Raw genomic sequence first — 26,187 nt, 5'->3', positions numbered from 1 at the left:
GCAATACTATTGATGTTGCATTCAATGGCTTATTTAACTAACTTGATATAATAATAATTATCTGAATGTGTCGTACTGTCAAAGTTTCGGGACTGGCAAATGGGAAACGGCTAAACTCTTTTCGGGGCGGTTCTGAGTTCGGCAAAAGGGTGTGACACACACTCGATTTATTTCTTGCTGTAGTAGAAGTAGAGTTTCGCATGTAAATTCAGCAAAATTATCATGATAAGGGGCAGCAATGACAGAAAGCCTACAAGAACTAGAACGGATGATCGTGTTTCTGGCGAGCGGGCTGGTGGAACTGCACGATCAAACACTGAGAGGTGATTCAGTTCGTAGCCCCTACCCCAAAACATTGCAGCAGGGTATGCATAAGCTTGCTGCTGTCCAAGTCAATGCGGGTTTGTATCCGCTCAGCGGGCTTCAGGACTTTCTTGCTTTGGCACACGAACCGTTAATGATGTGGGAACTAGATTTTCCCGAGGAATTTGCTGAACCAACCGACAGATTAATGGATCGCGGGCTACCGACAAATTTCTGTCTACAGTGGGTCCATGAACAGGGTGCAGATGCTTATGAACAGGAACAATTGTTGCCAAAAGTAATGGAAATTTGTCGAAAAGCGCAGCAACCAGAGGCATACAGTAATTTCCGAGGACTGCTCATTCGTGAGCCAGTGATCGATTCCATGCGCTTACAGGAAGCGAAAATGGAGCCATCATTACGCCTATTAGCTGGAGAACTCGGTGAGGCATACAGGCAGCCCCCCTCAGTGCAGCTCAGGATGGTATTTTTCAACTCTGTAAGCACTGTGGTGGTCTCTTGTTACGAGTCGAAGGCGGTGATTTCCAATGTGAGAATGAGCGCTGTCGGTTACGTGGTACGGTCGTCGGCAATACGATAGAAGCAGACTCTGGTGTACTCTGGTTAACAGGTGGTTTACGCCGATATGTTGCTCAGCCGGGTCTCGCAGAGATCGAATTACAAGATGCACTGGAAAAGATGGGGTTAAATGTTGAAATGTGGCCCAACTTCGATGCATATGATTTGCGGATAATGATAAATGAGGAAGTGTGGGCTGTAGATGTCAAAGATTGGACAAACCCTTTCCGGTTGGCTCGGCAAGCCGGAGCGCTGCGGCAAAAACCACCGTGGGATCAGGCGTTTTACGTTTTCCCCGATGAACGCAAGCAACAACGTTCAGACTATCGAAGAGCTTTTGAAAATCAGTGGCAACGACCACCAAAGACGAAAGCATTAATGCGACGAGAGTTTCTGCGCGAAGTGCGCAAAAAATTGGAAGTGAGTTAACCATGCGGAATATCGGTGAGTGGCACTCGGAATTGAGCAGGATACTGAAAAAAAGTTGGAATGAAGAGACTCCAAGTTTTTCCGCAAGACGTTTATGTGAAATTGAATTAGGGCTAACAGCCTGTGAAGTGTTGGCACCTGCGCAGCCTGTTGATGCGTTGTGGGTATTGCTAACTGGCTACACATTACAGGCAGTGCGACAACTAAACTGGAAACCGGAACAGAGGTATGCTCTTGCAGTTGCGCGACACCTACTTCCGTATTTTCGAGGACCTTACGCATGGGACGAGGCAATGCGATGGTATCAACAATTGCCAAAGTACATACGTGGATATGACCTATCCAACGGCGCGCTGCAACGACACGACACAAGTGTGGCTCCTTGGCGGTTTGACCTATATCATGCGACACTTCAAAAGTCACCGCCCCTTCAAAAACGACCTGTACGATGGGCGAAGGCAGGAAATTATGCCTTTCGCAATGGTCAGCGTTATCAGGATGTTACTATCCCATCTCATTGGGTAAAACCTCTGCCACAAGGACACAACTTAACTCCGAAACCCAAACGTAAATCGCTTAAGGTTAAATGGGAACAGTTGCTTGAGACAGCGGGACAAATGGATAAGTTAATGCCCGGTAATGACTTTTGGAAGCGGCTAGATCGAATAAAGCTCACGTTGTGGGAACACGGCGAAATGCGTGTCAGCCCCACATTGGGAATTGATGGGCTATTACACCTAGCTGGTATGGTCAGTTCAGGAAAAAGTACATTGATGCAGGTACTTACTGTGTGGGCTGCTCAAAATGGTCTCCATGTAACAGTTGTACTTGGCGATGTCGTGAACGTACTCGAGTGGAATGCTCTATTTGTTGCTATAGGGCTAAATGCGGTACCTGTGATTGGCGGCTATAATCGGACTTTACATCTCAATCGCTTACATCGTGTTGAGTCACAACAAAACCCGGATGTGCCGCTCAAACCCCAACATGCGAGTTTCCAGTGGTTGGGGACGGTCTGTGCAGTAAACGGCACTAGCACCCGACCCACCTTGCTCGATCCACGTCAATTTCCTTGCAATCGTCTAGAAAAAACCGCGCAGCTTGATGATGACACGCCAGAATATTATGCCTGCCCCATCTACAACATATGTGGCGTTCACAAAACACAACGTGATTTACCGGAAGCGCAAATCTGGGTAGCTACACCTGCCAGTTTGCTTTATACGCGAGTTGCAGCTCAGATCAACGAAGAGTCTCTGCGATTTGGCGAATTAGTCTCGCGCCGAAGCGATCTGATTCTTGTCGATGAAGCTGATCGGGTTCAAACGCAACTTGACACAGTGTTTAGCCCCAGCGAAATACTTGCAGGGACAGGTGTAGACCCTTGGTTGAACCAATTATCAAGTGCCGTTGAAGAGCAAATTCGACGACGGGGACGCGAGACACTGATTACGCGAGATGTTGAAGCGTGGATGTCTGTTCAACGCAGCACCCAGATGGCGGCTGATAAACTATATGTCCTTCTTCTGCAACGAAAGACCGAACTTGCACGGTTACAACAGGATTATTTTACCGGTTGGACTGTTTGGGAGGCACTCGTCAGCGAAATTCTTGGCATAGCAGACTGGTCTGTCAGCCAGAAAAACACTGATGAAACCTATACCAAGTTGATGGGCGTATTCAACCGATTTGTGCGCAATCCTGTGGACAGCCGCAGTGACGATGACGCGTTCACAGAACGACTGCGCGATATTGTGCGTGCGCTTCTGACGGAACCAAGTTTGAGTGAAACTGACCGTCAGTTGCAAACCGAGTTGCGTGAAGTATTCCCGCAAGCAGTTGCAGACGATAAAAAATGGTCTAGGTGGGCAACCCATTTTGCATTTGCGTTAGTTGTAAGTGTCGTAAGTTGGGGGTCGACTATCTCACTCAAAAATTGGGAGCAGGTCAAGATTCCACTTGAGCTGAAAGACAACAATACCGCTCTATTTTACAACCCTCCACAAGATTACGATGCCGTGATCCCACCTGCACCAATGGGTAACGTGCTGGCTTTCCAGTATTTTACAGGAACAGAGTCCGAAAAAGCAGGTATTCTGCGATTTTTTCGCATATCGGGGGTAGGACGCTGGTGGCTCTTAAATCTTCATCGTTTGTTTGAAGCAGAAGGTATTTCTGGTCCAAACGTGCTATTGTTGTCCGGTACATCTTGGGCTGGAACATCCCCACTCTATCACATTCAGTACCCTATTGGCGGTATTCTACACGCGCCGCAACAAGAACTTGACGCCATTCAGAAGAACAGTCGATTTAGATATACCCCAGTTGTAGATGAAAAGCTTAATCGACCTATTTCTGTCAGTGGCACATCATATGCCAACCGACATGATGCCTTGCAAAAGATTCTTGTTCATTACACACAACCGACCGGACCATCTCGAACGGAACCTAGTCGTTTCGAGCAGGAGCGCGATAGCTTGCCCGTTGGACGCCAACGCTTGATACTACTCGTTGGAAGCTATGGAGAAGCGGAAGCAGTGCGAATCATGCTGGAGCAAATGCGACCCGACTGGCGTGGCAAAGTCTTCAATCTTGTGCGTGATGATGATAGCCCAATTGATAGCTGGATGGGAAGTGAGGCAACTCTCCAGCGTGGTCAGGTCAATCGCTTTGCTGAAACCGACGGATGGATTTTGACTGCACCATTACTCGCCATTGAACGTGGTCACAATATCCTTAACGAGAATAAACAGGCTGCTATCGGTGCAGCATACTTCCTAGTGCGCCCCATCCACGTCCCGATGACCTGAACTTACCTATTTCAGCTATCAATGCTTGGGCAATGGCGAATGGAATGAAGGATTGGGGAAAAGATATCCTAGAGTCAGGTCAGGAATTCCGCAATGCAGCATATGCAACTTGGCGACATTGGTTACGCTTGCCTTGGATTTACAGCACCCTACCCGTTGCTGAACGGGATGGCGTGACGTGGACCCAAATTGTCACGATCTGGCAGGTTGTCGGACGCCTTGTTCGTGGCGGAAGCCCTGCAAGAGTATATTTCGTCGATGCGGCTTTCAAAAGCAAGCGTGTTGAACCTGACGACGAAGAGAGCGATCCCATGTTAGTTCAGCCAGGCTTGTTGGTTGAAATGCAACGGTTGCTTGCTCCTTACTTTGATTTGCAAAGCAAAGTCGATCCCCTTGAACGTGTGCTGGTTCGAACACTCTACGAGCCGTTTTATAAAGCACTATCTCAAATAGGAGAAGTATAAACATGCCGAGATATACAAGTATCCAACCTCTCTCATTCGAGATTATTCCAAATGCAGAAGGGATGCAGGTTCAATACGAACGACTTGCTCTTCCTAACGATTTCAAGGAGGAGGTACTCGTTGCCTTTCAACAGCAGAAACCAAAAGCAAAGAGTCTACCAGTTGACGATCTTAATCGGTTGGTACGTTTGATATTGCCTGATGTTTACTCAATTGACAGTTATGCGGGACAGTTAGGAAAGAATTGGTTACGCGCTGCGCCTGGAAGTATCGATTCAAAGGCGATACGTGTCATATTAAATGCTTGGATGCATGCTCATAACCTTGATACTGTTTCTTTACCTCAGGTCGTTGATTTGCAGTGGCAGCCAGAGGTGATTCAATTGGACGATTGGACACAACATCCAAATGGAACAGCTAAAGCTGGTAATGAAGCAGTCTATGATCTGTTGCCCAATCTCTTGGCGCGTCGTATTGTCGGACAATCCCTTACAATTGGCGGGAATCCTCTCTTCTTTTTTCAGGTTGCAAAAGATCCTGGTGGAAAAGGAGTTGGATTAATTAGCTGGCCGCCATTGCAAACACCTAGACTACAAGGGGCAATTATGGTTTTATAGCTATTATCTAGATATTGCCATAGCTACTATACCATTTATGTCCGTTCCACAGATTAATGTGTATATGGGTATTCGGCGGTGGGTGTCAACATATCACGCTTTCTTGCCCAGAGAGCGGTTGAGTGTTTATATTCGCACGAAATTGCCTTATCTTAGCGGAATACAATCTGCACACAACTTTCAGGTAATTACGGCAAAAATCCATCCTCAATCGGACCAATCAAAGGCAGAATGGCATCTTGTTTGGTCAGACACATTACCGGAAATGTTGAGCTTCCTCAAATTGGATCCGAGATTGCCAGACCCTGAGCAACTCCGAAAAGCCCCCGCAGACTCGCTCAAACGCCAAGAAATGCCCAATATCGCTATGGTTTACTCTAATCGTATATCTGGCATACAGCATGAGGTTGTACCTGGTGTAAGTCCAGCAGATAGAGATGATTTGCTTACCGCACTCACTCCGCATTGGAGTAACTGGCTAAAACTAGCAAAACCCCTTCGAAAAGTCACTAAAACTAGTAAGACACGGAATGAGGATCCATTTCATAGTAAATCACCGGATTACCGCAAGCGTTGGGCACGCCTTCAGCAACAACATAGAGGAGCACCAATTGCTATTGAGGTACATTATCAAAATGATACCAGTCGTGATGCAATGCTTAGTACTCTCGCGGAACTACTCGATTTGACTAACCCAGTTACAGGGTCTCATAACCGCGATGGACAAACCTTGACGGTATCTACATGTCAATTAGGAGCAATCGGGGCAGAGCTACGGCGAACAAAAGGTGATAGTCTGCGCGATGTCGCACAGACACGCCGTGAAACAGTTGTGAATACTCTTGAAAGGCTGATATAACCACAATTGCACTAGTCGAAATATTAAGTAAGGAACAGTATGAAATCGGCACAGATCCCAAACAAACTCTGCGATCTGCTTTTTCACATACTGGTCGCTTAACACAGTTTTTTAATCCAATGAGTCAAAAGGAAATTGAAGCTTATCGTCAGGACAGTAGTGCTAGGAACAATGAAGGCGATGATGAGCAGAAAATACCTTATCGATTTACTAATGCTGCACTCGATGCACTACGCCAATTAGGAGTTCATACAGCAGGTTATCCTGTTCCGGGTAGGCGTTGGCTATTAAATGGTTGGGGTTGGAATGCAGCAGGATATTGGCTCGTCCGGCAATCACGCAAGAAAAGCAAAACCTTTCAGCAGCATTTTCTTCCAACCCTCGTTCTTATAGATGGAGAAAGTGGCATTGTTTATGCATGGGTCAGTGGTATGGAAGAGATGGCTCCCTACCATGAAGTATTGCTGTTAGCGGGACAGGGTAAACTTGAAGTTATTGGTAAGCATAATGAAGTAGCAACCCGCATCCCTCAGGACTTAGATCGAATTGGATTGAATCGAGACGTTGTCCTCGTGGTGGATGCAGCACAATCAAACATGCGTAATAAAGTTTGGCGCTGGCTTCAGGACCAGCGAATTTCACCAGATGAGATCGAATTTAATGATGGACAGAAATGGAGTCCTGAAGATCGCCCCCATTTGAGAGTGGTTCGTGTACGTAGCGTGGAACACGAAACACCGGAATGGTATGCGAAGGGTGACACAATTGGATTAAGTGCTGGCTTGCATAAGATAGGTAATCGCACATTCGTGAGCACTTCTCAGACTGCTACTACACAGCAGTTCAATAGAAACTTAACTAAAACAAACACAGCAAACGCATCAAGGGCAACGCCTTCCCCAGCCTACTATGAATTGACAGTTGGTATGATGCAACCTCATGACGATGCTGAATATGTTGCGGACTTTGTTCACATACTACGTGACGCAAGCACTCAATACCAAGACGAAACTGCACATGCACTACCATTGCACTTAGGCAAACTTATCGAGGAATATCTGTTATGGATTGAAGACGACGATGAGAATGATGAAATAGATGAGGATAAACAAGAATAAAATAGTATGTGCATTCGTATCATAAAATGTCACCGCTGTCACCGCTGTCATCAGTTGCAGATCGTCAGTTCATGAGCAGCTTTATGGGGTGGGGTATTTTTGGGAATCGTGCCGAAATGCCTTATCGAATGTGGTGACATGGTGACAGCGATGACACCCCGCATTGAGAGATGTCATCAGTGTCACCAGAGTCATCAGATCAAGAATCATGCTTGAATAGCGTCTCGATAGGTTTTATGCGTCTCAGCGTCACCGCTGTCCTCGGTGTCACCGTCGAACATTTCGCGTTTGAGGCACCAGACCCATGCTCTGTTTCCCAGTAACCGCTTCTGAATGGTTAGGCGACCATCGGTGGTATTGGGAATTAACCAGCCATCCTCGCGGAGCTGGTCACCAATGGATTTGGTCGTGAAGTTGAGCGACTGCGTGGGCTTCACCTCCCGGAGCGAGATTTCCGGCAGCAGATAGATAAAGCGCCCATCCTGATAACCGATGATCGGCGCGCCGGGTTTCACTTCCTCATCGCTGTCGAGATCGACGAGTCGTACATCGCCACTGGCGAGAAGCTGCCCCAATGTATCGATGAACACCTGTCCGGCGCGCTCCTCTTGCACCGCTTTCGCGGTCTGAACAATGCTGTCCTGCCACGCGGGCAGCCCATCGTCTGCGTCCCGTTCCTCTAAGAACTGGCGCAGCAGTCGGTAGACGGTGATCAGTGCCGCCCAGTTGCCAATTACGCGCCCGGTATTCGCTTGTCTGCCAAGCTGCGCCGTCAGCTTGGCACGGTAGCCTTTGACACTCAGTTCGTATTCGCGGGCAAGGTGACTTTGCAGCGTTCCCGCTTCGACCTGTGCGGCGATCCAGCTGGCAAAGTGTGCAGTGAATCCGGGGAGTGATGAGCGGTATGCTTCAGCCAGTGCCAACCGCTTGCCACCCGGATCACGCTTCTCCCACGGCGGGATTTCGAGGACGAGCATACGCGCCAGAATTGAGGCTTCGCCTTCGATAGTCGTCTCGCCAGTGGAGAGCAGCAGTCCGCGACACGGACGATCCTGCCGCACCTTCGAGTCCTTGGTCAGTCTGCCGCGCCCCATCCCACGCGAATAGGCGTGCAAGAACCGTGTGAAGGTCTTTTCATCCGAGTAGCACGGCTTCCAGTCATCGACCCAGAACAGTGCGTCAGCGAGCGCGTAACCCAAGACTTCGACCGTGTTGACGGTATCGCCCCACTGCGCGGGTGGTGTCGCGCGTGAACTGCCCGTAGAAGCTGGTCATCAGCGCGGCGATCCTTGCCTTGCCGCTGCCGGTCGTGCCAACCAGGTGCAGCGCCGGGCGCATCGCGGCAGGTGGGAAAATCGCTGTACGAGCGGGAGCAGGGCAAAGGCGGTCAGCGCGCCCGCCATGTGCGGCGGAAACACGGCAATCGCCGAATTGAAGGCGGCGAGGCTGTCTTCCCATGACGCATCAACCAAGCCGTACCCGCTCAGGCGGTTTTCGGAGTTCGACTTCGGGTGGTGACCTCGATTGCCCCTGCTGCGCTGACGCTCATCCCCGGCGTGAGAAATGCTCGCTGTCCCTCATGCTCCGCCCAACCGAGAAAGCGATAGGTCGTCTTGCGCGGAATCGCCCCCGATAGGCTCTGGATGGCGTGCGGGAGATGGCGGTGCATGGCGGGATAAACGGTGAAGATGCCGCTCGCCCGCCCCGTGATGAAGCGTCCAAAGCCATTGCTGTCGCCAAACAACTCACCGGGAATATCGAGGGTGGTGGTGTGCATCGGATGCTGCACCTGCGTCCGCATGATGTGTTCTTCCTGCCCGTCATCGTCAACCCGTGTGATCCATTCGATGATGCGCCCTGTCCAATCGGTCACGGGCTGACGGACTAACCCCCGTTCGGTCATCTTCTCGTAAACGATGCCCGTTTCGGTTTCCAGATAACGCCCGGCGGCAGACAATGACCTGATGCCTGACTGCGATCTGCCCTCACGACGCGCCTGCTGGTACATCTGATTCAGGTCTTGCACGCGAAAGGTGTCCCCGGCGATGGCGCGCAGCTGCTTGCGCGTTTCCGCCCACGCCAGCGGATCGAGCACCGCACATGCTTTGACGCCGCGCGGATTTCGTCCACTGTCGGTCGCGTCCCGTCACCGTCGCGCCGACCGTACCGATTGATGAGGGATCTGACTTGCTCCCGCCCAGATCGCTGTGTGGGAATAGGTTCACGCGGCGTGACGGCTGTAGGCGCTACGGATCGTCGCTATCGCCTCGCGTCCGCTGCATCCATCTGCAACGTAACGCGGGACAAGCTGCGACTCCGCTTCGACTGTGAATGACCCGCATCGCGCAGTTGGTACGCCGCTTGAAACAGTTCGGTATTCCGGCTGCCCTCCGTCGCCCCGGAAACGAGATAGTCCTCGGTGCGCTTCGGCAGAGGGTGCCGCCCATTCCCATTAAGCGTGACGACATTCAGGCCGTCGATCCGCTCGACCTGCGACTGGCTCTCCAACCAAGCGAAATCAGTGAGCGGGTAGCGCCGGAGCCGGTGGAGTTCGACCACCGTCACGATCACGCCACCTCTCTCTGGCTTGGTATTTACACTGCCAACCAATCTCATCACCGACGCAACCGACTTCACATACTGCGGATCGCCGCCGAGCGCGCTGAACAGTCCGCGCAGAATGCCCGCCGCCTGTTTTCGAGCCGCTTCATCTATAAGGGATGTCGGCTCGGAGAGCAGCCAGTAGGCGTGCAAGCCACCGCCGCTGTCGATGATCGCTGACGGCAGCGGGTTGAAAGCGTGCAGTTTTTGCCAGGGCCATCGCCCGGCGTGCCGATCGTCGTCACAGTCAAGATCGACCCACAGTGCGGGGAGCAGTGCCGCCAGCTTCCGCTTTGCCCTGCTCTCTGCGAACGCAAGCATGGCGCATAGTACAGCCCGTAGCCGCTCACGGTTCAAGGCGGTTCCGCGATTGAGCGCATTGGTCAGCGTGCGTTTATCCTCGACTTTGCTCCAGAACGAACGGGCATCCCGGTCGTTTGATGGATGCAGCGCAGTTCAAAATACAGTTCCTCCGGTGCGCCGCTGTATAAGGCGCGGAGAAAATCACGCCACTCCGGTCTGTTGCCGGAGGCGTCAGTTTGTGCGATACTCATATTCATTCCTATTCGATGACACACGGGGGTTTGAAGCGCGCTGGTCGCCAAACAAGAGCGCTCCATTCCCCTGTGTGCATGTCGGCTAAAAGTCGAAGTCGATGTCCAAATCCGGTGTTCGATCACTTTCCGGCGGTGAGAAATCCAACCGGCGCACATCGGCGAAGAAGGCTTCCCCGCTCCGCCCCGCTCATCTCGTTGATGCCATCGGCAAGCTGACGCAGCACCGCGAAATCCCCGCCGATCTCACTGTGCAAGAGCTTTGCCAACAAATCCGCCTCGTCGTGCTTCAGCCCGCCGATCAACGGGCGAAACTCCACTGCGTCATCTTTTTGCCGCTCCGGTAGTAGCCCGTCGCGCTGGTCTGTTCGTCCAGGCGCCGCGCTCCTACCCAGAAGTTGATCGCCCGTCATCCGTCTCGAACGTGCCACGAGCGGGCTGCTCGGTGATCGCCAACCAGCGCGGCGCGTGCTGCTGCCAGATCGTCATAGCGTCGTTCCCAGTCGGGACCGACGTAGCGTTCCATCTGCTCGACAGCCTGCTGCTCGGTCAAGTCATGCAGCATGGCAATGTGATCGACGCGCTTGTTCCGATTGAAATACAACGGCACGCGCTCGCCTGGGCTGTCGTCGTAGTAGGTGCCGGGCAGCACGATATGCGTGCGGGTCGTGCCGTCCTGGTGATTCCTGGATCGTCCGTTTGACGGTGATGGGTGACGAACGAGTATCCGAGTCCGCCGTCGATGCCGCGCTGCTCGAAGAACGCCTCCGTCGTCTGTACCGTGAGTTCGCGGACGAACTGCTCCCGCCGCTCCGCTGCGACCATCGCGATCAGATCAGGCTTGACGCTTGTAGACGAGGCTGAACAGCAGCACATGCTGCCTCTGGAATGCGTTCTCGCAGAGGCTGCGCGATCTCCTGACCGGATCCGCCCATGCCGTGATCCTCCCAACGCTCCCGTCCAGCGGCGTAGCGCGCGCCCTCGTCGCGGCTTTCGCGGTAGGTCAGGTAGCGCAGCAGTCCTTGGCGCGCTTCGGCCCGTTCGCGGTCGGTTTTTTGTACTGCACGTTGGCGACGCACATCTGCTTCCGATCCATCCTCAGCCTCCTGTCCGGCGACGCGTCACGCTCAACGAATGCCGCAAACTGCGCCCGCTTCGATTTCCGCGTCAAGTGCATCAATCTTCCCTCAAGGTCTTTTTGGCGATTGCTTGCGCGATCCGACCAGATCAGGCTGGTGCTGGAGGTAGATACCGACCGCCTCACGCACGAGCGCGGCACGGCTTGGTCGTGTCGCCCTTTGCGACTGCGCGTCCGGTGGATCTTCGTCCAGCTTACTGCCTGATCGGGCGTAAAGCCGACGGTGAAGCGGATTTTGTTCTTGTCCTTTTCATGCATCCTCTCCTTAGTTGTGTTCAAGTCCACGACGGCGCAGACTGCCGACCGGGTGAAAGGCGGAAGTACAGCCGTGTCAGACGCTCCGGAGCGGTGCTGCCCAGCGTCCGAACTGCGCCGCTGGTCTTCATTTGCTGGACTTCGACCGTCAGTCTGCCGAAGTCGCGGATCACCACGTCGTCGGACTGCGCCAGCGTCGCGCTCCAGCCACCTCGACCAGCACCTCCAACACGTCTGCAATCTGCTGCTGAGTCAGGTCGGGAAAGCGCCGTGCAGCCTGCTTGATCACCTGTCGATGGTTCATCGTTTTCTCCTTCCGGTTCACAAACGAACCGGTTCACTTTGACCCGCGAAATTGAGCGGTGGTGTAGACGGTACATGGTACCGTCTACACGTTCGGCGGGTGCTCTGCACCGCCGAACCGGCGCGCTGCCGCGAGGCGCTGCACCGAAGCCCCGGGGAGTGATTGAGCAGCCAGCGTTTTAGCTGGCTGTGTTCCGGGAGAGGGACAGGGGGCGCGTCCAAATATTGGACGACGAACAGCGAACGCGCCCCCCGCCTCGAACCGGAACGCCGACGCCGCCCAACGGACAGTCCCCGCATTGCGACGGCGTCGAACGGCTTTGGCTGCTGCATGGCGAACGATCTCACCATCCAACTTTCCCCATCTTTGCTTTGCGGCGCGCGAGCGCATCGTTTGACAGGCTATTGTCGAAGCTGCGTACGTGGCTGCGCCACGCTGATCGGTATTGGATTGACGCTGATTCGTCCGAGCAGCCCTTCCAGATAGGCAGGCATCTCGTTCAACGCCCCGCGTATCCATGCCGTATCATCCCTGAGTTGCAGCACGACACTTCCATCTACCGCGACGGCGGGTCGGCGCGTCGCTTCGTAGAGTGGCAGTCCCCGCACATACCCGCGCAGCAGTTCGCGGATCAACTTCCTGCGCTCGCCGTCCTGCATCCCTCCCACCATTCCAAGATGTCGCGGTCAGTATCGAAGAACGCCTTGAACGCGATTAGCTTGTGTTCCCGTTTGGGCGGTCGTTTGCTGCTCATCCCCCCTCGTTTTCCGGTTTTACCGCCGTCAAACCGCTGGTCTAACTGGTAAAACCCGCTCATCGTGCCGTCTCCGCGAACCGGGCATAGTTCAAGTAGCCCTGCGCGTTGGCGATCTGTGCCTGTTTGACTAACTGCGTCTGTGGATAGGCGCTCATTACGTCGCGCAGTACCAGTTCGCTCCGCCGCCCGGATAGATAGACCATCGACGGTCGTCCCCGCTTTCCACTTTCGCTGAGCAGGTTGCAGCGTGGCGCTCCGTAACGGTGCGAGGGCTTCCTCGACCTCCGCGCTGTAATCGACCAAATCGCCGCTGGCGCGGAACCGGCCCGTCCGGAGTACGTCCTCGACGATCTTGTAGGGCATCTTCTGGCGATAGTCCCGTTCGAGTGATTCCGCGATCCGCTCCTGCGCGGTGAATACGCCGCTCTCCACGCTCCCGCTCTCCGAGTCGATGTACTCGCCGTCGTCATCGAGCGCCACGTCAACCGTGTACGTCCCCACATCACACACGCCTGTCCGCATGAAGGTATGCGCGGGATTGAGATCGCCGCCGGGGTGAGCGTGCGCGAATAAATGGTCCCATACGGCTGCGGTATGACCATGACCTCGGTGACGTTGGCGATTACCTCCGCCGAGTCGGTTTGGACAAGATGCGTCCCCAACAGAGCCTTCTTGAGTTCAGCCGCATCCCGCATGTGATCACACGGCAACCCCGTCGCCAGTCGGATGTGAACAGCATCGCGGTTGTGAACGCCGTTGAAAAGCTTGCCGATGGCGACCTTCGCCAAGCGCAGCCGGAAGGCGTTTCCCATCGTCGCTTCGTTGGCGGTGCGTCCGCGCAAGCGGAGCAGTTCACCTGGCGGGAGCCGCGCCAGGTGCCAGATCGCCCACGAAACTACATGCCTTCGTCGTCGGTGATTTGGTCGCCGGGATGCCGATGCGCGATCTCCGCCTGCTGGAACTTGATCTCACGGGCGTGACCCGCGACCGACGGAAAGGTGATGACAGTCTCGCTGGTCACGGCTTTGACGACGCCATAGCCGATGTCCAGCCCGATGGTGATCACGCCGTTCGGCGCGACCGGAACGAGAGTATTTCGCCGCTTACTCATCTTGATCTCCTGAAGCATCGATAACAGCCTGTTCATCCGACGATTCGCCAGATGCGGCTGTAGAACCAACGGGATTGGGAAAGGTGCTGGCGATCTGGCGCAAACAGCGGGCGAGATAGCGAGAGCGGTCATTGTGTCCGCGCCCGTCCTCAGCAAGCTGGACATATTCCAACGCGAGATTGAGCGCCAGCCGGAACTGCTCTGCCAGTGGCAGTGTGTTCAGCCTTTCCAGATCGGTGGGCGGGGGGTGCAGTCGCTTGACCTCCGCAAACGCCCACAGCAGCACCTCACGGTCACGGGAAGCGCCGTAAGGCATGTGCAGTTCCACGTCTCCCGCGTCGGTGCTGACCGTGTGCAGAATCAAGCCGAGCGGGAGCAGCGCGGAATGCTGCTGCCACTGCCTGACCTGCCAATGTTCCCGGTGGGGAGCGTCTGACTACGTAAATCGACGATTTCTCCTGTTTCATGGGGTATCTCTCCTGAACGCGAAGAACCCGACCACGGTATTGGGATCGGCTTCAGGACGAACAAGTTTGGGGAGAGAACGGTTCTCGAACGCGCGGGCGACTTCGCTCAGGTCAAACGGACGCAACTCTTGTCGAGTTACTGCTCCATCAACAGATGAGTGTCTTTTTGGAGGGGAAATCCCGCCTCATCTTCGAGAACTGCCCGATCCGCGTGATCTTCAGTCAGCGGCAGGGCATGAATGTGTTCCGTGACGATGCCGCCTTCGCCCACTTCAACCAGCAGCACCGCGACATCATCGCGCAGCTGCCGCGTTTCCATTTTGTCCTCGACATACAGGACGAGGGGCTTTTCTACTTGTACGGGAAAAGTACCCCGGGCGAGTTGGCACGCTTCCGCACCACTTGACGAAAAGCTGACGGAGGAGAGATGACATGCCGGCGAAAAACGCGGCGAACGCGCCGTGGCAAGACCTTGAAAAGCAGGCGTACCACGCCTACCGGGAGTGGCCGATCTGGCTGGCGCTGCGCGAGCGGGAACTTGCCGAACGTGGGGCTGCCCCGCGAGCGGACAAGCGCCCGCCGCAAACTGCGGCTGCTGCTGAAGGAACTGAACGCGCGCCGTCTGGCGCGGTTGGAAAGGAAACTGCTGAATGAAACTCGTGATCGTCGAAACACCCGCGCAGGCGAAACGGCTGAGTGATGCGCTCGGTGAGGGCTGGCGCGTCGAACCGTGCTCCGGCATGGTGCGCGACCTGCCCGCCGACCAACTGGGGATCGATCTGGAAGCGGATTTCCGTCCGTCCTTCACCGTCGTGCCGAGCAAGGGCAATCTCGTCCGCCGCCTGATGAAGGCGCTGCGCAATTGCGAAGCGGTCTACGCGGCGACACCGCCCACCGGTGAGGGCGAAGCGATGGTGTGGCAGGTGCTAGCGCTCTCGCCCGATGTCAAGGACAAGCTGGTCTACCGGGTGACACTAACCGCGCTCACGCCCGACGCCATCCGCGCCGCCTTCGCCGCCCCACGTCCACTGGACATGAAGCTGATCGAGGCACACGCGGCGGAACGCATCCTCGACCGCCTCGTTGGGTGGAGTATCAATGTGACGGCGCGCCAGGCGCTTGGCTTCAAGACTGCCTTGACGTTTGACGGCATGGTCGCGCTGCGCCTGCTCACTGAGCGCGACGCGCAGCATGGTGCATTCACACCGGAAACGCGCTGGCGGGCAAGCGTGTCGTTCGTATCCGATGGCATGACCTTCAGTGCAAATGTGCTGAACGCTAAAGGCACAGCGCTGGTGATCCGCACGGCGGAACAGGCGCGACAGCTGGAGACGCTGCTCAAAGGCGGTCAGTTCTGGGTCGATAAGACCGGGCAGACGCTCAAAACGCAGCCTACACCCACTCCGCTCACGCTGCGCCGCCTGATCGAGATCGCGGCGCGTGACCTTGCACTCACCCCAGAACACACGCTGGCGCTGATCGCCACGCTCTATGACGCGGGCTGGATCACGTCCCCGGATACCGTCGCACCACCCGCCCTTCACGAAGCGGCGCAGGCATACATCCGCCGCGAGTTCGGCAAGGAGTATCTGGCGGCAGAACCGAATAACACCGCCGGGATCGCGCCTGCCGACGTGAGCCGTGCCCCGGAGTCGCTGCCGGGGGATGGGGCGGCAGTTTATGCGCTCGTCTGGAAGCACTTCATCGCCGCCCACATGCCGCCCGCTCAGGACAAACTGATGGGCGCGCGGATTCTGGTTGGCGTATCGAAAGACAAGCCGTATCCGCTCGAACTGCGGGCAACAGCGGCGCTGCTCTACTTTGATGGATGGAAACGGGTGCTGCCGTCCGACCGTCAAGACGCGGTACTGCCGATCTTGCCGGAAGGTGCTGCCTTGCAGCCTGCCAGCATCACGGTTGAAGCGGTGACGAGCGACGCGCCCGTGCCGTTCAGCGATACGGGACTGGTCGGCACGCTGGTGGACAGCGGGGTGAGTGTTTCTGCTGCGGTCACTGTGCTCACCACGCTCCGCACGGCAGGCTATGTGGATGGGGAAGGTTCGCTGAGGCTGACCGAAGTGGGGCGGACGGTCGTGGCGTATCTGGCAGAGCATTTCGGTGAACTCACCGCGCCTGCCTTTGCCCGTGAATGGGCAGCTAATCTTGAGCGCATCGCGTCCGGTGAGCGTCAGCGTGCCGACGTGCTGCGCGCGTTCTGGGAGCGTTTCGGCGCGACGCTGCGTCCGGTGCCCGCCGTGCGTGTGGCGGCGGAGCACAAGCCCATCGTCCTACGCCCGGTAGAGGAGGTCTAAGCGATGTCGAACCTGCAACCCCCGGACTGGGACGATCTGCCGCCCCCATCTGATCTCGATTGCTCGATGCCGGACGATCCATTTCCCGAGGAGTTGTTCGGCGGAAACAGCTACGACTACCTGCCGGACGACGATCCGTTCGAGCCATTCAGTCCGCCTGACTTGGAAGAAGTCGGCGCGCCGAGTGCGGCGGCACCCACCTATGACAGTGACGACGGGTGGGGCTGGCACGACGCGGCGATTGTCGCTGTCGGACGGGTACTGCCCGATGGCGAAACCGAGCAGTACAGCATCGGCGCAGTTGACCTGTACGCGAATGCCCACACCGGCGATCTGGGCGGCAGCTATCTGGAAATCGGCACCTTCGATGATATCGACGAAGCCGCCGCCTACTACCATGAGCTGAGCGGGGATATACACGCGCAGGGGCTGCTGCCATTTCAGATGGTCGATTATGCGACTGACCGAGCGGCGGAGCGTGCCGCCGAACGCGGCGACCCAGCTCCCGGATGGCGCGCTGCGAGTGACGTGGAATACGCCGCCTATGAGGAAATGCAATCGCTCGATGCGCCGTCTACTCCCGATCTGCCGCCGGACGATCTTGATCTAGAGGCGCTGTTCGCGGAACCGGAACCCATCCGCGATGTGGCAGAGATCACTGATTCTGCGACCTTCAAGGCGCTGCGTGAGATCGGCATTGATGCCAATGGCTTCGACCCGGAAGGCGATCCGCCGCCGTTCATTGATCCCGATACTGGCACAGCCTACTGGATTGGCGTCTTTCAGCCAGACAAGGGTGATCCCGACAATGCCGTGACCAGCATCCTCTCGCTCGGACGTGACCCGGAGACGGGCGAGGTTGAGGCACAGCTCGCGCCCGTCGTGCCGGGCGACTGGAACAAAGCATACGGTGCAGCGGAATACCTACTCGGCGTGGTCGAGAGAAGCGGTATCGAGCGGGCATTTGAAGCAGCGGAAGGGATGGCACTCGCCGCCGACCAGCGTGACCTGTGGGAACGCGAGCGTGGCATCCCACTTGAACCCGACGCGGCGCAGGATTTGGCGGACTATACCCGTGACCAGTGGGAGATTGACCTATGAACGAGACCTCCAAGAGTTTCTCCCTGCGGTTATCACCCGAAGATCACCTCCGGCTCGAACAGGTAGCAGCACGCTTCGCGTTGGATCGCACCGGCGCGCTGCGCCTGCTCATCCGCCGAGCGGCGGTTGGGCTGGCAGCCGATGGACGCTTCACCACCGTCGAACGTGGGCGCGCCGGGCGTGAAATCCCCGTGCGCTTGATCGAAAGGAGCGGTGATGACCGATTCTAAGGTCGCAAACGAACATCCCGATTGGGACGTGTACGACGATTTCACTGGCGCGGAGCAACCGCACGTTCTCCGCGATCCGACGCTGCCCGTAACGCTCTACGACACGCTCGTGCCGCTCGATCAGGAGGAGCAGTACGTCCCGAACCATCTGGATACAGACGGGACGGTCCATTTCTTCGCGGCGGTCGATGTCTCCAACGAACCGGATGGCGGCGATCTGGCGCACGAGCTGCGCTACTTCCGCGCCGCGCAGACCGACGATGGGCGGTTGGTGCATGACGCGCACCCGATCATGCCGTTGGACAGCCGGGGCGATTACGCATTTCCGCGCCAGACGCTCGAAACGATGCTCATGGACGGCGATCTCGACAACGCACAGGAACTCGCCTACCAGACGGCGCGGTCGCACGGGCTGGCGTTCCCCGAACCGGAGGCGCTGCCCGCGCTCAAGACGGGTGTGGACTACGCCTTTGAGGTGGGCGTGGGTGACGACGGCGATCCGGGGCTCGAAGCGGTCAAGCGCTGGCGCGACGGCGCGCAGGATCACGAAGCCCGCCAGCCGATTGCGCAGTATGGCATGAGCGAAGAAGCCGCACGCGATCAGGCGGAATTATCGGATGTGCGCGAGACACGCGGGCTGGAAGCGGCGATGAATCTCGCCGAGAGCATGGCGGTGTCGAGCGGCGCGCTCCACGACGGGCGCGACGATCCGCGTTTCTTCACCGACGGGCCGCCTGACCCGTTCACCACCAATGCTGAACGGGATCGAGAGATGGACGCGGATACGCAGCGACTCGCGCCGGTTGAACCCGATGCGGCGGTCGCTGCCTTTGAGGAACACTTCGAAGACTCAGCCTACCGCCTGCTCCAGCCCGTTGATCCGACGGTCAACTACTCCTTTGAAGTCATGCCTGCCGACCCGTGGACGCTGGAATTGACCGCCGACAAGTGGTGGTTGGAAGCCAACGGGCGCGTCGGTCACGAAGGGCAGACACTCAAGACGTACTCGCTGGAGTCGTATGAGTGGGAGCGCGAGATCGAGCGCGAAGTCGCAGCTATAGATCGCGAGAACCTGCACCGCACCTATCAGGACGAGGGGTTGGAAGCCGCCATGCGGAGGGCGGAGGGGATCGCGGTGGCAAACGGGGAACTGAACGCGAATCGTGCTGATGGACGGCTGTTCACCGAAGGCCCGCCCGACCGCTTCACGACGGTGCGGGAGGCGGAACTGGTGGGCTTGGAAGAGGCACAGGTCGGCGCACCGATTCGCGACATTACTAACGATGAGACGGCGGAGCTTCCCGGCGTTCGCGCGCCCGATGCGGATGCACCGGAACCGGGGAGTTGGGATGAACTGGTCGCGCAGCAGCAGGATCGCGTCGAACCGGAGTCTGATCCGCACTACTGGCAGATGCACTATCGCCCGGTCGAAACACCGGAGGGTGAGTCACTGGGGACGGCACTGTTCGTGACCGAGTTCCCGCAGCTTCCGCCCGAATTCGACGACTACATCGACGCGAACGGGATGGACGATTCGGTCTATCCGACCGAGGCGCGCACGTTGGAGATGGCGCACTTCGCCAATGACGAGGATGCGCGCAAGTTCGAGACGGAGTTTCGCTCGTATCTGGTGCCGGGGCTGCTCGACGGGCATGAGCTCGCACCAGAGGTGGCGAAGCTCGAAGGGTTGTCCGGCGAGTGGGAGGAGATTGACTATCGCGGCATCGTCGATTATATGAGCGGGAATCGCACCATCGTGCGTGAGGCGGACGACTGGCACCTGCATAATCCGAATGCCGAGCGAGAAGAAAGCGATCTGCCCGACATCTCACCTCTAGACTTCAGTATGTAATTATGAGCGCCCGGCATGACCGGGCGCTCGGTTTTTGCAGACGGGAGCTTGTTGAACATGAATTTATGATCAGCAAGGAAGGTAAACTTGCGCCTCAGTAAAAGTGTTTATTACACTGTTTATGTTTAGCTTTCCACCATACAGCATTGCCAAGCGACGCGCAATAAATAGTCCTAACCCCATACCTTGTCTTTCATATACGGTTCTCTCGTATTGTATGTAAGCATACTGTTGTTCGATTTGTTCAACGCTCATCCCTCGCCCAAAATCCTTAATCGAAACCACGTAGAACTGCCCGTCCTTTTTTCCAGTCACAACTATATACTTGTTTGAAAACTTGAGGGCGTTGTCGAGCAACTCATGTATTATCACTTTGAGGTCAGCTTCGCTTATTTTGACTTGATCGATTGCCTCTAGGCTTAACTGAATGTCACTAATTCTATCGTATTGCTTACCAACGAGTCGGGATTCTGCAGTAATAATTCCCTGAGGGCTGTGAACAAACTGAGACCTTCGACTTTCTATCTGAGCGGGATCAATTTCAGTAGACAATATACGCAAATAGATCAAGAATCGGTCGATGATTGTCCCCAACCTCACTGCACTGTTATGCATTTGCTGCGCCATACTACGCATAAAATCTGTGTCGTTTTCTGTGTCCATCAAAAGTTCTGCAAATCCTAGGAGCGTTGACAACGGTGTTCTGATTTCATGCGGAAGGCTAAACATAACATCTATACCCAGTGCATCAAGACGCTTTTTTACCTGTTCCTGAATCTCAATTCGCTCTAGTTCATCTCTTTCGGCTTCCAACGACGAGTGCAAAAAGGCGTCTTCATCGGCACTTGGAGTATTACGCGTAGCCCACTCTCTAGCTTCTAATAACCTAGGACCTCGGAACAACACATCGGGTGATTGATTGCGCAAAAGCCATTCAGTCACATTGGCTCTTAACATCTGCTGGATTCGAATATCATCTCGATAAGTATTGATCCAACCAGAAAGGCGATCCCATTGTCGTATGAGAGCTTCGTGACTTATTTCGACCATGTTTTTAGTGATCGTCAATAGACGTGCTTCCACAAATTCCGCAATTATTTCCTGTGCCAAGCTACTATGCGATTTATCTGTGAATAGTATTTCTCGTAGAGAAGCACGCCTTCTCGTCACACCCTGCTCAGCCAAGCCGGGTTCGATCAGTCTCATAAATATATGCCGTGACATATCACGATGGTTTGCAGAAGGCAACATTGAATATACTGTTTCGGCATGTAATGCAAGAGCACCGGATAGACCGCCAATATCCATGTAGGCTTGACGAGTGATGTTAAGTCCGTCTCGCTTCCTAAATAACTGATCCAAAGTAAATTGAAGCAGTGGAAGTGCACTATTTTCAGCGTGAACTTCGTACAATAAATCACCAACCAAATTTGCTTCAAACTGAATCTGAACATCTTCCTTTTGAGCGGGGCGTTCAATCACTTGGCGCAATTCATCAAGAGTCATAGGCAACACGGACTTACTGTATTGCTCGATGAGAGTTCCCAAGTTTTCATAATTCATGGGTCGATCATAAAAATCTGCACGAAGCGTGACAACGACCATGCATTGTGAACCCGTTTCCATTACAGCATTTACCAATAAGTCAACAAAATGCTTTCGCTTATTCTCGTCTGATGTTTGTGTAAATAATTCTTCAAATTGATCTATGAAGATAAATACTTTCGCACTTCGCTGTTTTGCTAGGCGACGTATTGTCAAATGCAGTCCCTTATTGCTCCTATCAAGGTCATCTGCAACAGAGCCGATGCTGCTGTCAAGTGCATTTGCCAAAACAATCGATAGCGCTTCAAGCGGATCGGCTCCAGGAAATACTGGATCAAGATAAATCCAAGTATTGCTCGTCGGTAATGCACTATTGCGCAGATGTGGGATTAACCCTGCCATTACAACGCTTGACTTGCCCGAACCGCTTGGTCCAATAACTGACAAGAAATTTGAAGTTCGTAGAACCTCTATCATTTCTGAAATGAATGTCTCTCGCCCAAAATAATCGTCCCTATCGCCTTCAGTAAATGGTCGAAGTCCTTTATAGGGATTTCTGGGTTCGAAACCTGGAGGAAGGGATGACCGAAATGTGGTTCCTGATGGAGATTCGTAAACTGAGGCAGCTGTTGTGATCTTCCTAAGTTCGCGCGTTAGTTGCTCGAACCCTGACTTGTAGTTGGAAGCGCGCATGTTGACATACTGGGTCTTGATCAAGTCTAGCGGCACACATTCTCCCCAGATTTCCCCATCTGCCCATACAGGGAAAACTGGACATCCATACATTCTCGCGACTTCCAGTTCCCCCTGGACATAACGTGATTCATATGAAGCTGGCGACGCAACAAGAACTAATGCATATGCACCTCGGATTGCATCCCGCAAACCTCTCTCCCAATTTGGAGTTCCTGCAGTCAATCCCTCTCGGTCTATCCAAATCCTTAGGTTTGCCTTCTGCAAGTCGTCACGTAAATTACTGACGAAGTCATTGTTGTGCGACGAATACGACAGGAATATGTGCTGCTGTTCCATGTAAAGTCTCAGACTCCGTAAGCGAAACATCTAGGCAGAATTCATGTATTATGTGCATGGTTCAGTTGATGCCGCAAGCGGTTGCTCACTTTCATTACGATCTGTCGGTTGAAGGTGCTATGCTGAGCATCCAGCATTTCTCCATGATCTTTAGGACGTAGGCGGATAACTGTTTTTAGTACGACGAAATTCTCTACCTCGATGCGCCCGCCGCTGACGAGTTCTTCAGTCCACACGTCGACCAACGTCTCAATCACGCGCTCCACGTCGCGGTTGCTCAGGCGCGTGCGCCGTCCAATTTCGCGTACCATCTTCTTCTTGTTCAAACTCATGGCGTCATCTCCGGTTGATTCTTCTTCCATCGGGCGCGCAGATCCGTTACGGTTGTAAGCTTGACTTTGCCTCCTGCGGCCAGTTCGGTCGTTGCTTTCACCTCCGCCAGCTTCGCCCGCGCCGCGATCTCGATGGTCGATGCGCCTCCAGCGATTCCATCCGCTGTGGGCACTTCGGCGGCTTGCGGTTCCGGGTCGTCGAAATCAATGCCGCGCTCCAATAGCAGTGGTTCGCTCCCCTTCGCTCCGGTCATGCTCCGTTTCCAAGCATCGCGCTCATAGAATCGTGTTAGCCGGGCGTTCAGGATCACCTGCGTGGCGAAGCCCGTTTCGACATAGCGGGCGAAAATCGTGCAGTTGCCCACCTGTGGCGTGATCACCTCATCGACGGTCAGCAGCGGACGCTGGCGCAGGTGGCTGTTTGGATCATCCTGATTGGCATCCGTCGTCGCTGTACCGCTCGCCTTGCTGTAGAACTCCGCCGTGTCCGCATCGCAGCCGCCGTAGATCACCTGCGTCGCTAGCCCTGTGAACAAAGCCTGCGTTCCTTCACGCCCGTAGATCATCTCGAACTGCCCCTTCGTCTGTGCGCCGATCAGGATCGAGATACGACGCTTGCGGACGAGGTTCACATCGGCGACCAGACTGTCGAGCTTGCCGAGTGTCGGGAACTCATCGAGGATCACACCGACCGGGACAGGCAAGGGGCCCTTGTTGCGTTCGCCAATCGTATCGAGGTCGAGCATGAGCTTGCGCAGCGTCGCGCCGAGATAGGAGGCATAGACGGCGCGCATTCGCCCCGGACAGGTCAAGACCACGACGGTGGGCTGCTCAACCACCAGTTCGGCATCGAAATCGGAGGCGGAGGTGTTGGCGCGCACGTCGATGGATGCCCAACCGGTGAGTGCAGTTGCCAGCGTCGCAATCACGTTTGATGCGACCTTGCCGTCCGATCCAACCGAGGCGATGAAGCTGTTTGCCAACAGCGCTGCGTCGTCTTTTTTCGACTTAAGGGCTTTCGCCAGCGCTTTCACGTCGTTCATGGCGTTGTAGATCGCGCCGAGGTTGTCGAAGCGGATCAGGCAGGCGGCGAGTAGCGCAGCGGCACTGTCCGTCCAGAAGCGGTTGTCGCCCTGCGCGGATGGCACCAGCACATCGGCAATCGCCCGCGCATCCGACACGTTGTCAATCCCCTGTGCGAGGTTGTAGCGCGGTCCGGCGGCGCTGGTCGGATCATGTACCACGACCAGATGTCGGGTGACAGCAGCATACTTCAGAATATGTGTGGTGATTTCGCCCTGCGGATCAGCCACGACGAGCGAATGCCCAGACAGCATCCGGTCGGCGATTGCTGGAAGGATGATGCCCTGCGTCTTGCCCGAACCCGGACCGCCGAGCGTCAAGATGCCGCGCGCCACGTCTTCTCCACCGAGACAGAACTGCCCAGTTCCGACATCGAGCCGCCGCTTCTGCTCGCCCCAGAACGCGCCGAGCAGGATCAAGCCTTCGGGATCAGGACGGCGAAAGCGGCGGTACTCGCGCAAGGTGCAGAAGTGCGACGACCCCAACGCCCCGCGCTTGATCATCGGCGCACGCAGACGATCGATTTTCTCGCGCAGCCAGCCGCCATTTCTAAGCAGGCTGTGCAGTCCGATGACGGTCATCATCAGCACAAACGCCAGAAATACTCCAAACAGGAACAGACGCATGGTGTTGATGCTGGTTGGTGCACCAACCAGCAGTTTGATCACATCACTGGTATTTGAGCGTCCCCGCTTCACTGCCTGATCGCCGAGCAACATCAGATAGACGGTTGCTACTGTCAACAGCACGAGCGTATAGGTTGCAGCGAGCAGAGCGCGCTGCATCCATGAGGCATTCGCGCCTTCATCGCTTGTCCTACGGATGCTCGCTCCCAGCACTGCCGCTGTGATTAACATTGTCATCGGCGCACAGCACAGCAGTGGAAAGAGCAATCCAGAGAGCGCGTCGCGCCCATCTGTGAACAGCCAGTAAATCATGGGCGCTCCTTCTTGCGACTGCTACGCCGCCCAATCCACCAGCCGATCAACGCGGCAGCGAACACGGTGAGATAGATACCTTCGCCGTTGGGTAACTTAAAAATGCGTCCGATAGCTGCTCCAGCCAGCACGAGCGTGAGCAGCGCGAATAATCCAAGCCAGTGATAATTCTGCATTGCACCTCCTAAAGGGAGAAAAAGTCGTCTAAAACAATCGCGTCGTCGCGCTGCACTTCTGCTTCAGGTTCTTCGCGCAGCGGTCGCCAATCGATACCACGCTCGTCAAGCATGTCGGCAAAGTGCTGCGCAGCGATATCACGGAATAGACGGTCATGCCCTTTCGTCGTGTTGTTGTAGACGGGGATGCGATCAGCCGTTGAGGGTGCTGTGCCGGGCAGAATCACATGCGTGTGCAAATGCTCCTGCGGCGGCTCACCGTCTTTGCCTTTCGTTTTGGCGCTGTGCATGAGAAAGCTGTATTCGGGGACATCGAAGCCGCGCTCGGTATAGTAGTCCTCAACGACGCGCTCGGTCAGTTCATAGAGCAGTTCGCGGCGCTGGTCTTGGGGAACGAGTTCCATTAGGTCAGGTGCAGGGGAGATCACCCACGTCCATGCAAGGACGTGCTTACTTTGCAGCGCGTCGCAATTCTTGAAGATTTCGCCGTAAGACACGCCCATACCGCGATCTTGCCAGCGCTCGTAGGCGTGGTTTTGTGCAAGGTGGTTGTTCTTTTTATCCCGATACTGCAAATATTTGAGCGTGGCTTTCAAGCCCTGCCGCCCCGTGCCGCGTCCGGCACGTTTGTGTCCCTTGTACGCCCAGTCAGGGATGATGATTGGCTTGCTCATGCGTCACCCTTCGGTGGGCGCAGCGCCGCAATCTGTTTGAGCAGTGCCTCGCCATCCCTCGCTGCGGCTGCCATCGCCTCATCAATGGCTTCGCCGCTCTCGTCCCCTAGCACGGTTGCCAGCAGGAACGTCAGCATCAGCATCTGAAAAGTGAGTGTACTTTCGAGCCGATCAAGCCGGGCTTGCAGTGAACGCTGGAAGTGGCGGCGGCTGCCAACCACATCCGACTGCTGATCGAGGTAGTGACGGATGGCATCACGGATCAGGTCGTTCTCTGAGACATCGCGTCCATGTTTAGCGGCAATCTGCGCCAGCAGATCGCGCATTTCCGGGGTCATACTGATACTGCGGCGGACGGTCTTGGTCGCCATTCAAACTACTCCACACTTTGCGCTGTTCCCATTGTGGCAAAGTGCGGCGGACGAACGGCTGTACGATTCCGGCTGCGGGTTGGGAATCGTACAGAGTCAGGATGGAGGATTCCGGGTCGTGTGTTTGCAATGCAGTTGAGGGTGTGGTGTTATGCTTTTCGGACGCAGCCCGAAG

33 protein-coding genes and 1 pseudogene are annotated in these 26,187 nt (G+C 55.4%); 14 read left to right on the top strand and 20 right to left on the bottom strand.

Annotated elements, in window-relative coordinates; genetic code table 11:
* Positions 1-238: 238 nt before the first annotated feature.
* Genes IPK17_RS35935 through IPK17_RS35905 form a run of 7 tightly spaced genes read left to right on the top strand, consistent with a single transcriptional unit; the run spans position 239 to position 7,179 of the window.
* A complete protein-coding gene (locus IPK17_RS35935) occupies positions 239-904 on the top strand; it encodes a pPIWI_RE_Y domain-containing protein (RefSeq protein WP_343422533.1) in 666 nt (221 codons plus the stop codon).
* Complete coding sequence (locus IPK17_RS35930) at positions 823-1,311, top strand: restriction endonuclease-related protein (protein ID WP_343422532.1); 489 nt, start codon at positions 823-825, stop codon at positions 1,309-1,311. The genes IPK17_RS35935 and IPK17_RS35930 overlap by 82 nt, the downstream gene beginning before the upstream one ends.
* A gap of 2 nt (positions 1,312-1,313) precedes the next feature.
* Positions 1,314-4,121, top strand: coding sequence for a pPIWI_RE_Z domain-containing protein (locus IPK17_RS35925; RefSeq protein ID WP_343422531.1), 2,808 nt, complete (start codon positions 1,314-1,316; stop codon positions 4,119-4,121).
* Positions 4,122-4,153: 32 nt separating this feature from the next.
* Positions 4,154-4,585 carry a hypothetical protein gene (locus IPK17_RS35920; protein WP_343422530.1) on the top strand — a complete coding sequence of 144 codons (432 nt, stop codon included), beginning with the start codon at positions 4,154-4,156 and terminating at the stop codon, positions 4,583-4,585.
* 2 nt (positions 4,586-4,587) lie between these two features.
* The gene (locus IPK17_RS35915) at positions 4,588-5,202 is read left to right on the top strand and encodes a pPIWI_RE module domain-containing protein (RefSeq protein ID WP_343422529.1); all 615 of its coding nucleotides are present in this window, start codon (positions 4,588-4,590) and stop codon (positions 5,200-5,202) included.
* 37 nt (positions 5,203-5,239) lie between these two features.
* The gene (locus IPK17_RS35910; RefSeq protein WP_343422528.1) at positions 5,240-6,061 is read left to right on the top strand and encodes a pPIWI_RE module domain-containing protein; all 822 of its coding nucleotides are present in this window, start codon (positions 5,240-5,242) and stop codon (positions 6,059-6,061) included.
* Positions 6,058-7,179 carry an RNaseH domain-containing protein gene (locus IPK17_RS35905; RefSeq protein ID WP_343422605.1) on the top strand — a complete coding sequence of 374 codons (1,122 nt, stop codon included), beginning with the start codon at positions 6,058-6,060 and terminating at the stop codon, positions 7,177-7,179. The genes IPK17_RS35910 and IPK17_RS35905 overlap by 4 nt, the downstream gene beginning before the upstream one ends.
* A 206-nt stretch (positions 7,180-7,385) precedes the next feature.
* On the opposite strand, the gene IPK17_RS35900 is transcribed toward IPK17_RS35905, so the two are convergent.
* From IPK17_RS35900 to IPK17_RS35885, 4 genes are all read right to left on the bottom strand, one after another.
* The gene (locus IPK17_RS35900; protein ID WP_343422527.1) at positions 7,386-8,378 is read right to left on the bottom strand and encodes a hypothetical protein; all 993 of its coding nucleotides are present in this window, start codon (positions 8,376-8,378) and stop codon (positions 7,386-7,388) included.
* Between the two features lie 75 nt (positions 8,379-8,453).
* The gene (locus IPK17_RS35895; RefSeq protein WP_343422526.1) at positions 8,454-8,651 is read right to left on the bottom strand and encodes a hypothetical protein; all 198 of its coding nucleotides are present in this window, start codon (positions 8,649-8,651) and stop codon (positions 8,454-8,456) included.
* Between the two features lie 11 nt (positions 8,652-8,662).
* Positions 8,663-9,274 (bottom strand): hypothetical protein, encoded by a 612-nt coding sequence (locus tag IPK17_RS35890; RefSeq protein ID WP_343422525.1) that lies wholly within the window; start codon positions 9,272-9,274, stop codon positions 8,663-8,665.
* Between the two features lie 164 nt (positions 9,275-9,438).
* Positions 9,439-10,101: a hypothetical protein gene (locus tag IPK17_RS35885; RefSeq protein ID WP_343422524.1), complete on the bottom strand. Its 663-nt coding sequence runs from the start codon at positions 10,099-10,101 to the stop codon at positions 9,439-9,441.
* Positions 10,102-10,435: 334 nt separating this feature from the next.
* Between IPK17_RS35885 and IPK17_RS35880 the strand changes: the two genes are divergently transcribed.
* The gene (locus IPK17_RS35880; protein WP_343422523.1) at positions 10,436-10,681 is read left to right on the top strand and encodes a hypothetical protein; all 246 of its coding nucleotides are present in this window, start codon (positions 10,436-10,438) and stop codon (positions 10,679-10,681) included.
* A gap of 62 nt (positions 10,682-10,743) precedes the next feature.
* Here IPK17_RS35880 and IPK17_RS35875 read toward each other — a convergent pair whose 3' ends face one another.
* Positions 10,744-10,986, bottom strand: a complete 243-nt coding sequence (locus IPK17_RS35875; RefSeq protein WP_343422522.1) for a hypothetical protein — start codon at positions 10,984-10,986, stop codon at positions 10,744-10,746.
* A 56-nt stretch (positions 10,987-11,042) separates the two neighbouring features.
* Here IPK17_RS35875 and IPK17_RS35870 point away from each other — a divergent pair, with 56 nt between their 5' ends.
* Entirely contained in the window at positions 11,043-11,198 is a 156-nt protein-coding gene (locus IPK17_RS35870) for a hypothetical protein (RefSeq protein ID WP_343422521.1), read from the top strand.
* Positions 11,199-11,337: 139 nt separating this feature from the next.
* On the opposite strand, the gene IPK17_RS35865 is transcribed toward IPK17_RS35870, so the two are convergent.
* The 9 genes and pseudogenes from IPK17_RS35865 to IPK17_RS35830 all read right to left on the bottom strand — a co-directional run bounded on the left by IPK17_RS35865 (position 11,338) and on the right by IPK17_RS35830 (position 14,685).
* Positions 11,338-11,730, bottom strand: a complete 393-nt coding sequence (locus IPK17_RS35865; protein WP_343422520.1) for a hypothetical protein — start codon at positions 11,728-11,730, stop codon at positions 11,338-11,340.
* A 17-nt stretch (positions 11,731-11,747) separates the two neighbouring features.
* Complete coding sequence (locus IPK17_RS35860; RefSeq protein ID WP_343422519.1) at positions 11,748-11,903, bottom strand: hypothetical protein; 156 nt, start codon at positions 11,901-11,903, stop codon at positions 11,748-11,750.
* Positions 11,897-12,031, bottom strand: a complete 135-nt coding sequence (locus IPK17_RS35855) for a hypothetical protein (RefSeq protein ID WP_343422518.1) — start codon at positions 12,029-12,031, stop codon at positions 11,897-11,899. The genes IPK17_RS35860 and IPK17_RS35855 overlap by 7 nt, the downstream gene beginning before the upstream one ends.
* Positions 12,032-12,432: 401 nt before the next feature.
* A complete protein-coding gene (locus tag IPK17_RS35850) occupies positions 12,433-12,690 on the bottom strand; it encodes a hypothetical protein (RefSeq protein WP_343422517.1) in 258 nt (85 codons plus the stop codon).
* On the bottom strand, positions 12,663-13,310 hold the full coding sequence (locus IPK17_RS35845; protein ID WP_343422516.1) for a hypothetical protein: 648 nt from the start codon (positions 13,308-13,310) through the stop codon (positions 12,663-12,665). Before IPK17_RS35845 ends, IPK17_RS35850 begins: the two co-directional genes overlap by 28 nt.
* Positions 13,311-13,378: 68 nt before the next feature.
* Positions 13,379-13,600: pseudogene (locus IPK17_RS40855) on the bottom strand (ParM/StbA family protein); the annotation flags it as partial.
* A gap of 83 nt (positions 13,601-13,683) precedes the next feature.
* A complete protein-coding gene (locus IPK17_RS35840) occupies positions 13,684-13,899 on the bottom strand; it encodes a hypothetical protein (protein ID WP_343422515.1) in 216 nt (71 codons plus the stop codon).
* On the bottom strand, positions 13,892-14,215 hold the full coding sequence (locus tag IPK17_RS35835) for a hypothetical protein (protein ID WP_343422514.1): 324 nt from the start codon (positions 14,213-14,215) through the stop codon (positions 13,892-13,894). The genes IPK17_RS35840 and IPK17_RS35835 overlap by 8 nt, the downstream gene beginning before the upstream one ends.
* A 287-nt stretch (positions 14,216-14,502) precedes the next feature.
* Entirely contained in the window at positions 14,503-14,685 is a 183-nt protein-coding gene (locus IPK17_RS35830) for a hypothetical protein (RefSeq protein WP_343422513.1), read from the bottom strand.
* A gap of 113 nt (positions 14,686-14,798) precedes the next feature.
* Between IPK17_RS35830 and IPK17_RS35825 the strand changes: the two genes are divergently transcribed.
* From IPK17_RS35825 to IPK17_RS35805, 5 genes are read left to right on the top strand one after another with little or no spacing between them, the layout of a single operon-like run.
* A complete protein-coding gene (locus IPK17_RS35825; RefSeq protein WP_343422512.1) occupies positions 14,799-15,020 on the top strand; it encodes a hypothetical protein in 222 nt (73 codons plus the stop codon).
* A complete protein-coding gene (locus IPK17_RS35820) occupies positions 15,017-16,678 on the top strand; it encodes a type IA DNA topoisomerase (RefSeq protein WP_343422511.1) in 1,662 nt (553 codons plus the stop codon). The genes IPK17_RS35825 and IPK17_RS35820 overlap by 4 nt, the downstream gene beginning before the upstream one ends.
* Before the next feature lie 3 nt (positions 16,679-16,681).
* Complete coding sequence (locus tag IPK17_RS35815) at positions 16,682-17,779, top strand: hypothetical protein (protein WP_343422510.1); 1,098 nt, start codon at positions 16,682-16,684, stop codon at positions 17,777-17,779.
* Entirely contained in the window at positions 17,776-18,009 is a 234-nt protein-coding gene (locus tag IPK17_RS35810) for a hypothetical protein (protein ID WP_343422509.1), read from the top strand. The genes IPK17_RS35815 and IPK17_RS35810 overlap by 4 nt, the downstream gene beginning before the upstream one ends.
* A complete protein-coding gene (locus IPK17_RS35805; RefSeq protein ID WP_343422508.1) occupies positions 17,996-19,861 on the top strand; it encodes a hypothetical protein in 1,866 nt (621 codons plus the stop codon). The genes IPK17_RS35810 and IPK17_RS35805 overlap by 14 nt, the downstream gene beginning before the upstream one ends.
* A gap of 69 nt (positions 19,862-19,930) precedes the next feature.
* Here the strand turns inward: IPK17_RS35805 and IPK17_RS35800 are convergent, their stop codons facing one another.
* Genes IPK17_RS35800 through IPK17_RS35775 form a run of 6 tightly spaced genes read right to left on the bottom strand, consistent with a single transcriptional unit; the run spans position 19,931 to position 26,012 of the window.
* Positions 19,931-22,438: an nSTAND1 domain-containing NTPase gene (locus IPK17_RS35800; RefSeq protein WP_343422507.1), complete on the bottom strand. Its 2,508-nt coding sequence runs from the start codon at positions 22,436-22,438 to the stop codon at positions 19,931-19,933.
* Between the two features lie 41 nt (positions 22,439-22,479).
* Positions 22,480-22,800: an HU family DNA-binding protein gene (locus IPK17_RS35795; protein ID WP_343422506.1), complete on the bottom strand. Its 321-nt coding sequence runs from the start codon at positions 22,798-22,800 to the stop codon at positions 22,480-22,482.
* Positions 22,767-24,791 carry a type IV secretory system conjugative DNA transfer family protein gene (locus tag IPK17_RS35790; protein ID WP_343422505.1) on the bottom strand — a complete coding sequence of 675 codons (2,025 nt, stop codon included), beginning with the start codon at positions 24,789-24,791 and terminating at the stop codon, positions 22,767-22,769. The genes IPK17_RS35795 and IPK17_RS35790 overlap by 34 nt, the downstream gene beginning before the upstream one ends.
* Positions 24,788-24,967 (bottom strand): hypothetical protein, encoded by a 180-nt coding sequence (locus IPK17_RS35785; RefSeq protein WP_343422504.1) that lies wholly within the window; start codon positions 24,965-24,967, stop codon positions 24,788-24,790. The genes IPK17_RS35790 and IPK17_RS35785 overlap by 4 nt, the downstream gene beginning before the upstream one ends.
* 8 nt (positions 24,968-24,975) lie before the next feature.
* A complete protein-coding gene (locus IPK17_RS35780; RefSeq protein WP_343422503.1) occupies positions 24,976-25,641 on the bottom strand; it encodes a hypothetical protein in 666 nt (221 codons plus the stop codon).
* Positions 25,638-26,012 (bottom strand): ribbon-helix-helix protein, CopG family, encoded by a 375-nt coding sequence (locus IPK17_RS35775; RefSeq protein WP_343422502.1) that lies wholly within the window; start codon positions 26,010-26,012, stop codon positions 25,638-25,640. Before IPK17_RS35775 ends, IPK17_RS35780 begins: the two co-directional genes overlap by 4 nt.
* Between the last annotated feature and the right edge of the window lie 175 nt (positions 26,013-26,187).

Source organism: Candidatus Flexifilum breve, from assembly GCF_016713355.1.
The sequence above is the reverse complement of the archived record's forward strand: the minus strand, read 5'-3'. Positions and strand labels throughout refer to the sequence as shown.

Excerpts from the sequence above, each read along its gene's own strand:
- IPK17_RS35935 (WP_343422533.1), top strand. The coding sequence starts at position 239 with ATGACAGAAAGCCTACAAGAACTAGAACGGATGATCGTGTTTCTGGCG.
- IPK17_RS35925 (WP_343422531.1), top strand. The coding sequence starts at position 1,314 with ATGCGGAATATCGGTGAGTGGCACTCGGAATTGAGCAGGATACTGAAA.
- IPK17_RS35920 (WP_343422530.1), top strand. The coding sequence starts at position 4,154 with ATGGCGAATGGAATGAAGGATTGGGGAAAAGATATCCTAGAGTCAGGT.
- IPK17_RS35915 (WP_343422529.1), top strand. The coding sequence starts at position 4,588 with ATGCCGAGATATACAAGTATCCAACCTCTCTCATTCGAGATTATTCCA.
- IPK17_RS35910 (WP_343422528.1), top strand. The coding sequence starts at position 5,240 with ATGTCCGTTCCACAGATTAATGTGTATATGGGTATTCGGCGGTGGGTG.
- IPK17_RS35885 (WP_343422524.1), bottom strand. The coding sequence starts at position 10,101 with ATGCTTGCGTTCGCAGAGAGCAGGGCAAAGCGGAAGCTGGCGGCACTG.
- IPK17_RS35880 (WP_343422523.1), top strand. The coding sequence starts at position 10,436 with ATGTCCAAATCCGGTGTTCGATCACTTTCCGGCGGTGAGAAATCCAAC.
- IPK17_RS35870 (WP_343422521.1), top strand. The coding sequence starts at position 11,043 with ATGGGTGACGAACGAGTATCCGAGTCCGCCGTCGATGCCGCGCTGCTC.
- IPK17_RS35865 (WP_343422520.1), bottom strand. The coding sequence starts at position 11,730 with ATGCATGAAAAGGACAAGAACAAAATCCGCTTCACCGTCGGCTTTACG.
- IPK17_RS35855 (WP_343422518.1), bottom strand. The coding sequence starts at position 12,031 with ATGAACCATCGACAGGTGATCAAGCAGGCTGCACGGCGCTTTCCCGAC.
- IPK17_RS35850 (WP_343422517.1), bottom strand. The coding sequence starts at position 12,690 with ATGCAGGACGGCGAGCGCAGGAAGTTGATCCGCGAACTGCTGCGCGGG.
- IPK17_RS35845 (WP_343422516.1), bottom strand. The coding sequence starts at position 13,310 with ATGCGGACAGGCGTGTGTGATGTGGGGACGTACACGGTTGACGTGGCG.
- IPK17_RS35840 (WP_343422515.1), bottom strand. The coding sequence starts at position 13,899 with ATGAGTAAGCGGCGAAATACTCTCGTTCCGGTCGCGCCGAACGGCGTG.
- IPK17_RS35835 (WP_343422514.1), bottom strand. The coding sequence starts at position 14,215 with ATGCCTTACGGCGCTTCCCGTGACCGTGAGGTGCTGCTGTGGGCGTTT.
- IPK17_RS35830 (WP_343422513.1), bottom strand. The coding sequence starts at position 14,685 with ATGGAAACGCGGCAGCTGCGCGATGATGTCGCGGTGCTGCTGGTTGAA.
- IPK17_RS35825 (WP_343422512.1), top strand. The coding sequence starts at position 14,799 with ATGCCGGCGAAAAACGCGGCGAACGCGCCGTGGCAAGACCTTGAAAAG.
- IPK17_RS35820 (WP_343422511.1), top strand. The coding sequence starts at position 15,017 with ATGAAACTCGTGATCGTCGAAACACCCGCGCAGGCGAAACGGCTGAGT.
- IPK17_RS35815 (WP_343422510.1), top strand. The coding sequence starts at position 16,682 with ATGTCGAACCTGCAACCCCCGGACTGGGACGATCTGCCGCCCCCATCT.
- IPK17_RS35810 (WP_343422509.1), top strand. The coding sequence starts at position 17,776 with ATGAACGAGACCTCCAAGAGTTTCTCCCTGCGGTTATCACCCGAAGAT.
- IPK17_RS35805 (WP_343422508.1), top strand. The coding sequence starts at position 17,996 with ATGACCGATTCTAAGGTCGCAAACGAACATCCCGATTGGGACGTGTAC.
- IPK17_RS35800 (WP_343422507.1), bottom strand. The coding sequence starts at position 22,438 with ATGGAACAGCAGCACATATTCCTGTCGTATTCGTCGCACAACAATGAC.
- IPK17_RS35795 (WP_343422506.1), bottom strand. The coding sequence starts at position 22,800 with ATGGAAGAAGAATCAACCGGAGATGACGCCATGAGTTTGAACAAGAAG.
- IPK17_RS35790 (WP_343422505.1), bottom strand. The coding sequence starts at position 24,791 with ATGATTTACTGGCTGTTCACAGATGGGCGCGACGCGCTCTCTGGATTG.
- IPK17_RS35785 (WP_343422504.1), bottom strand. The coding sequence starts at position 24,967 with ATGCAGAATTATCACTGGCTTGGATTATTCGCGCTGCTCACGCTCGTG.
- IPK17_RS35780 (WP_343422503.1), bottom strand. The coding sequence starts at position 25,641 with ATGAGCAAGCCAATCATCATCCCTGACTGGGCGTACAAGGGACACAAA.
- IPK17_RS35775 (WP_343422502.1), bottom strand. The coding sequence starts at position 26,012 with ATGGCGACCAAGACCGTCCGCCGCAGTATCAGTATGACCCCGGAAATG.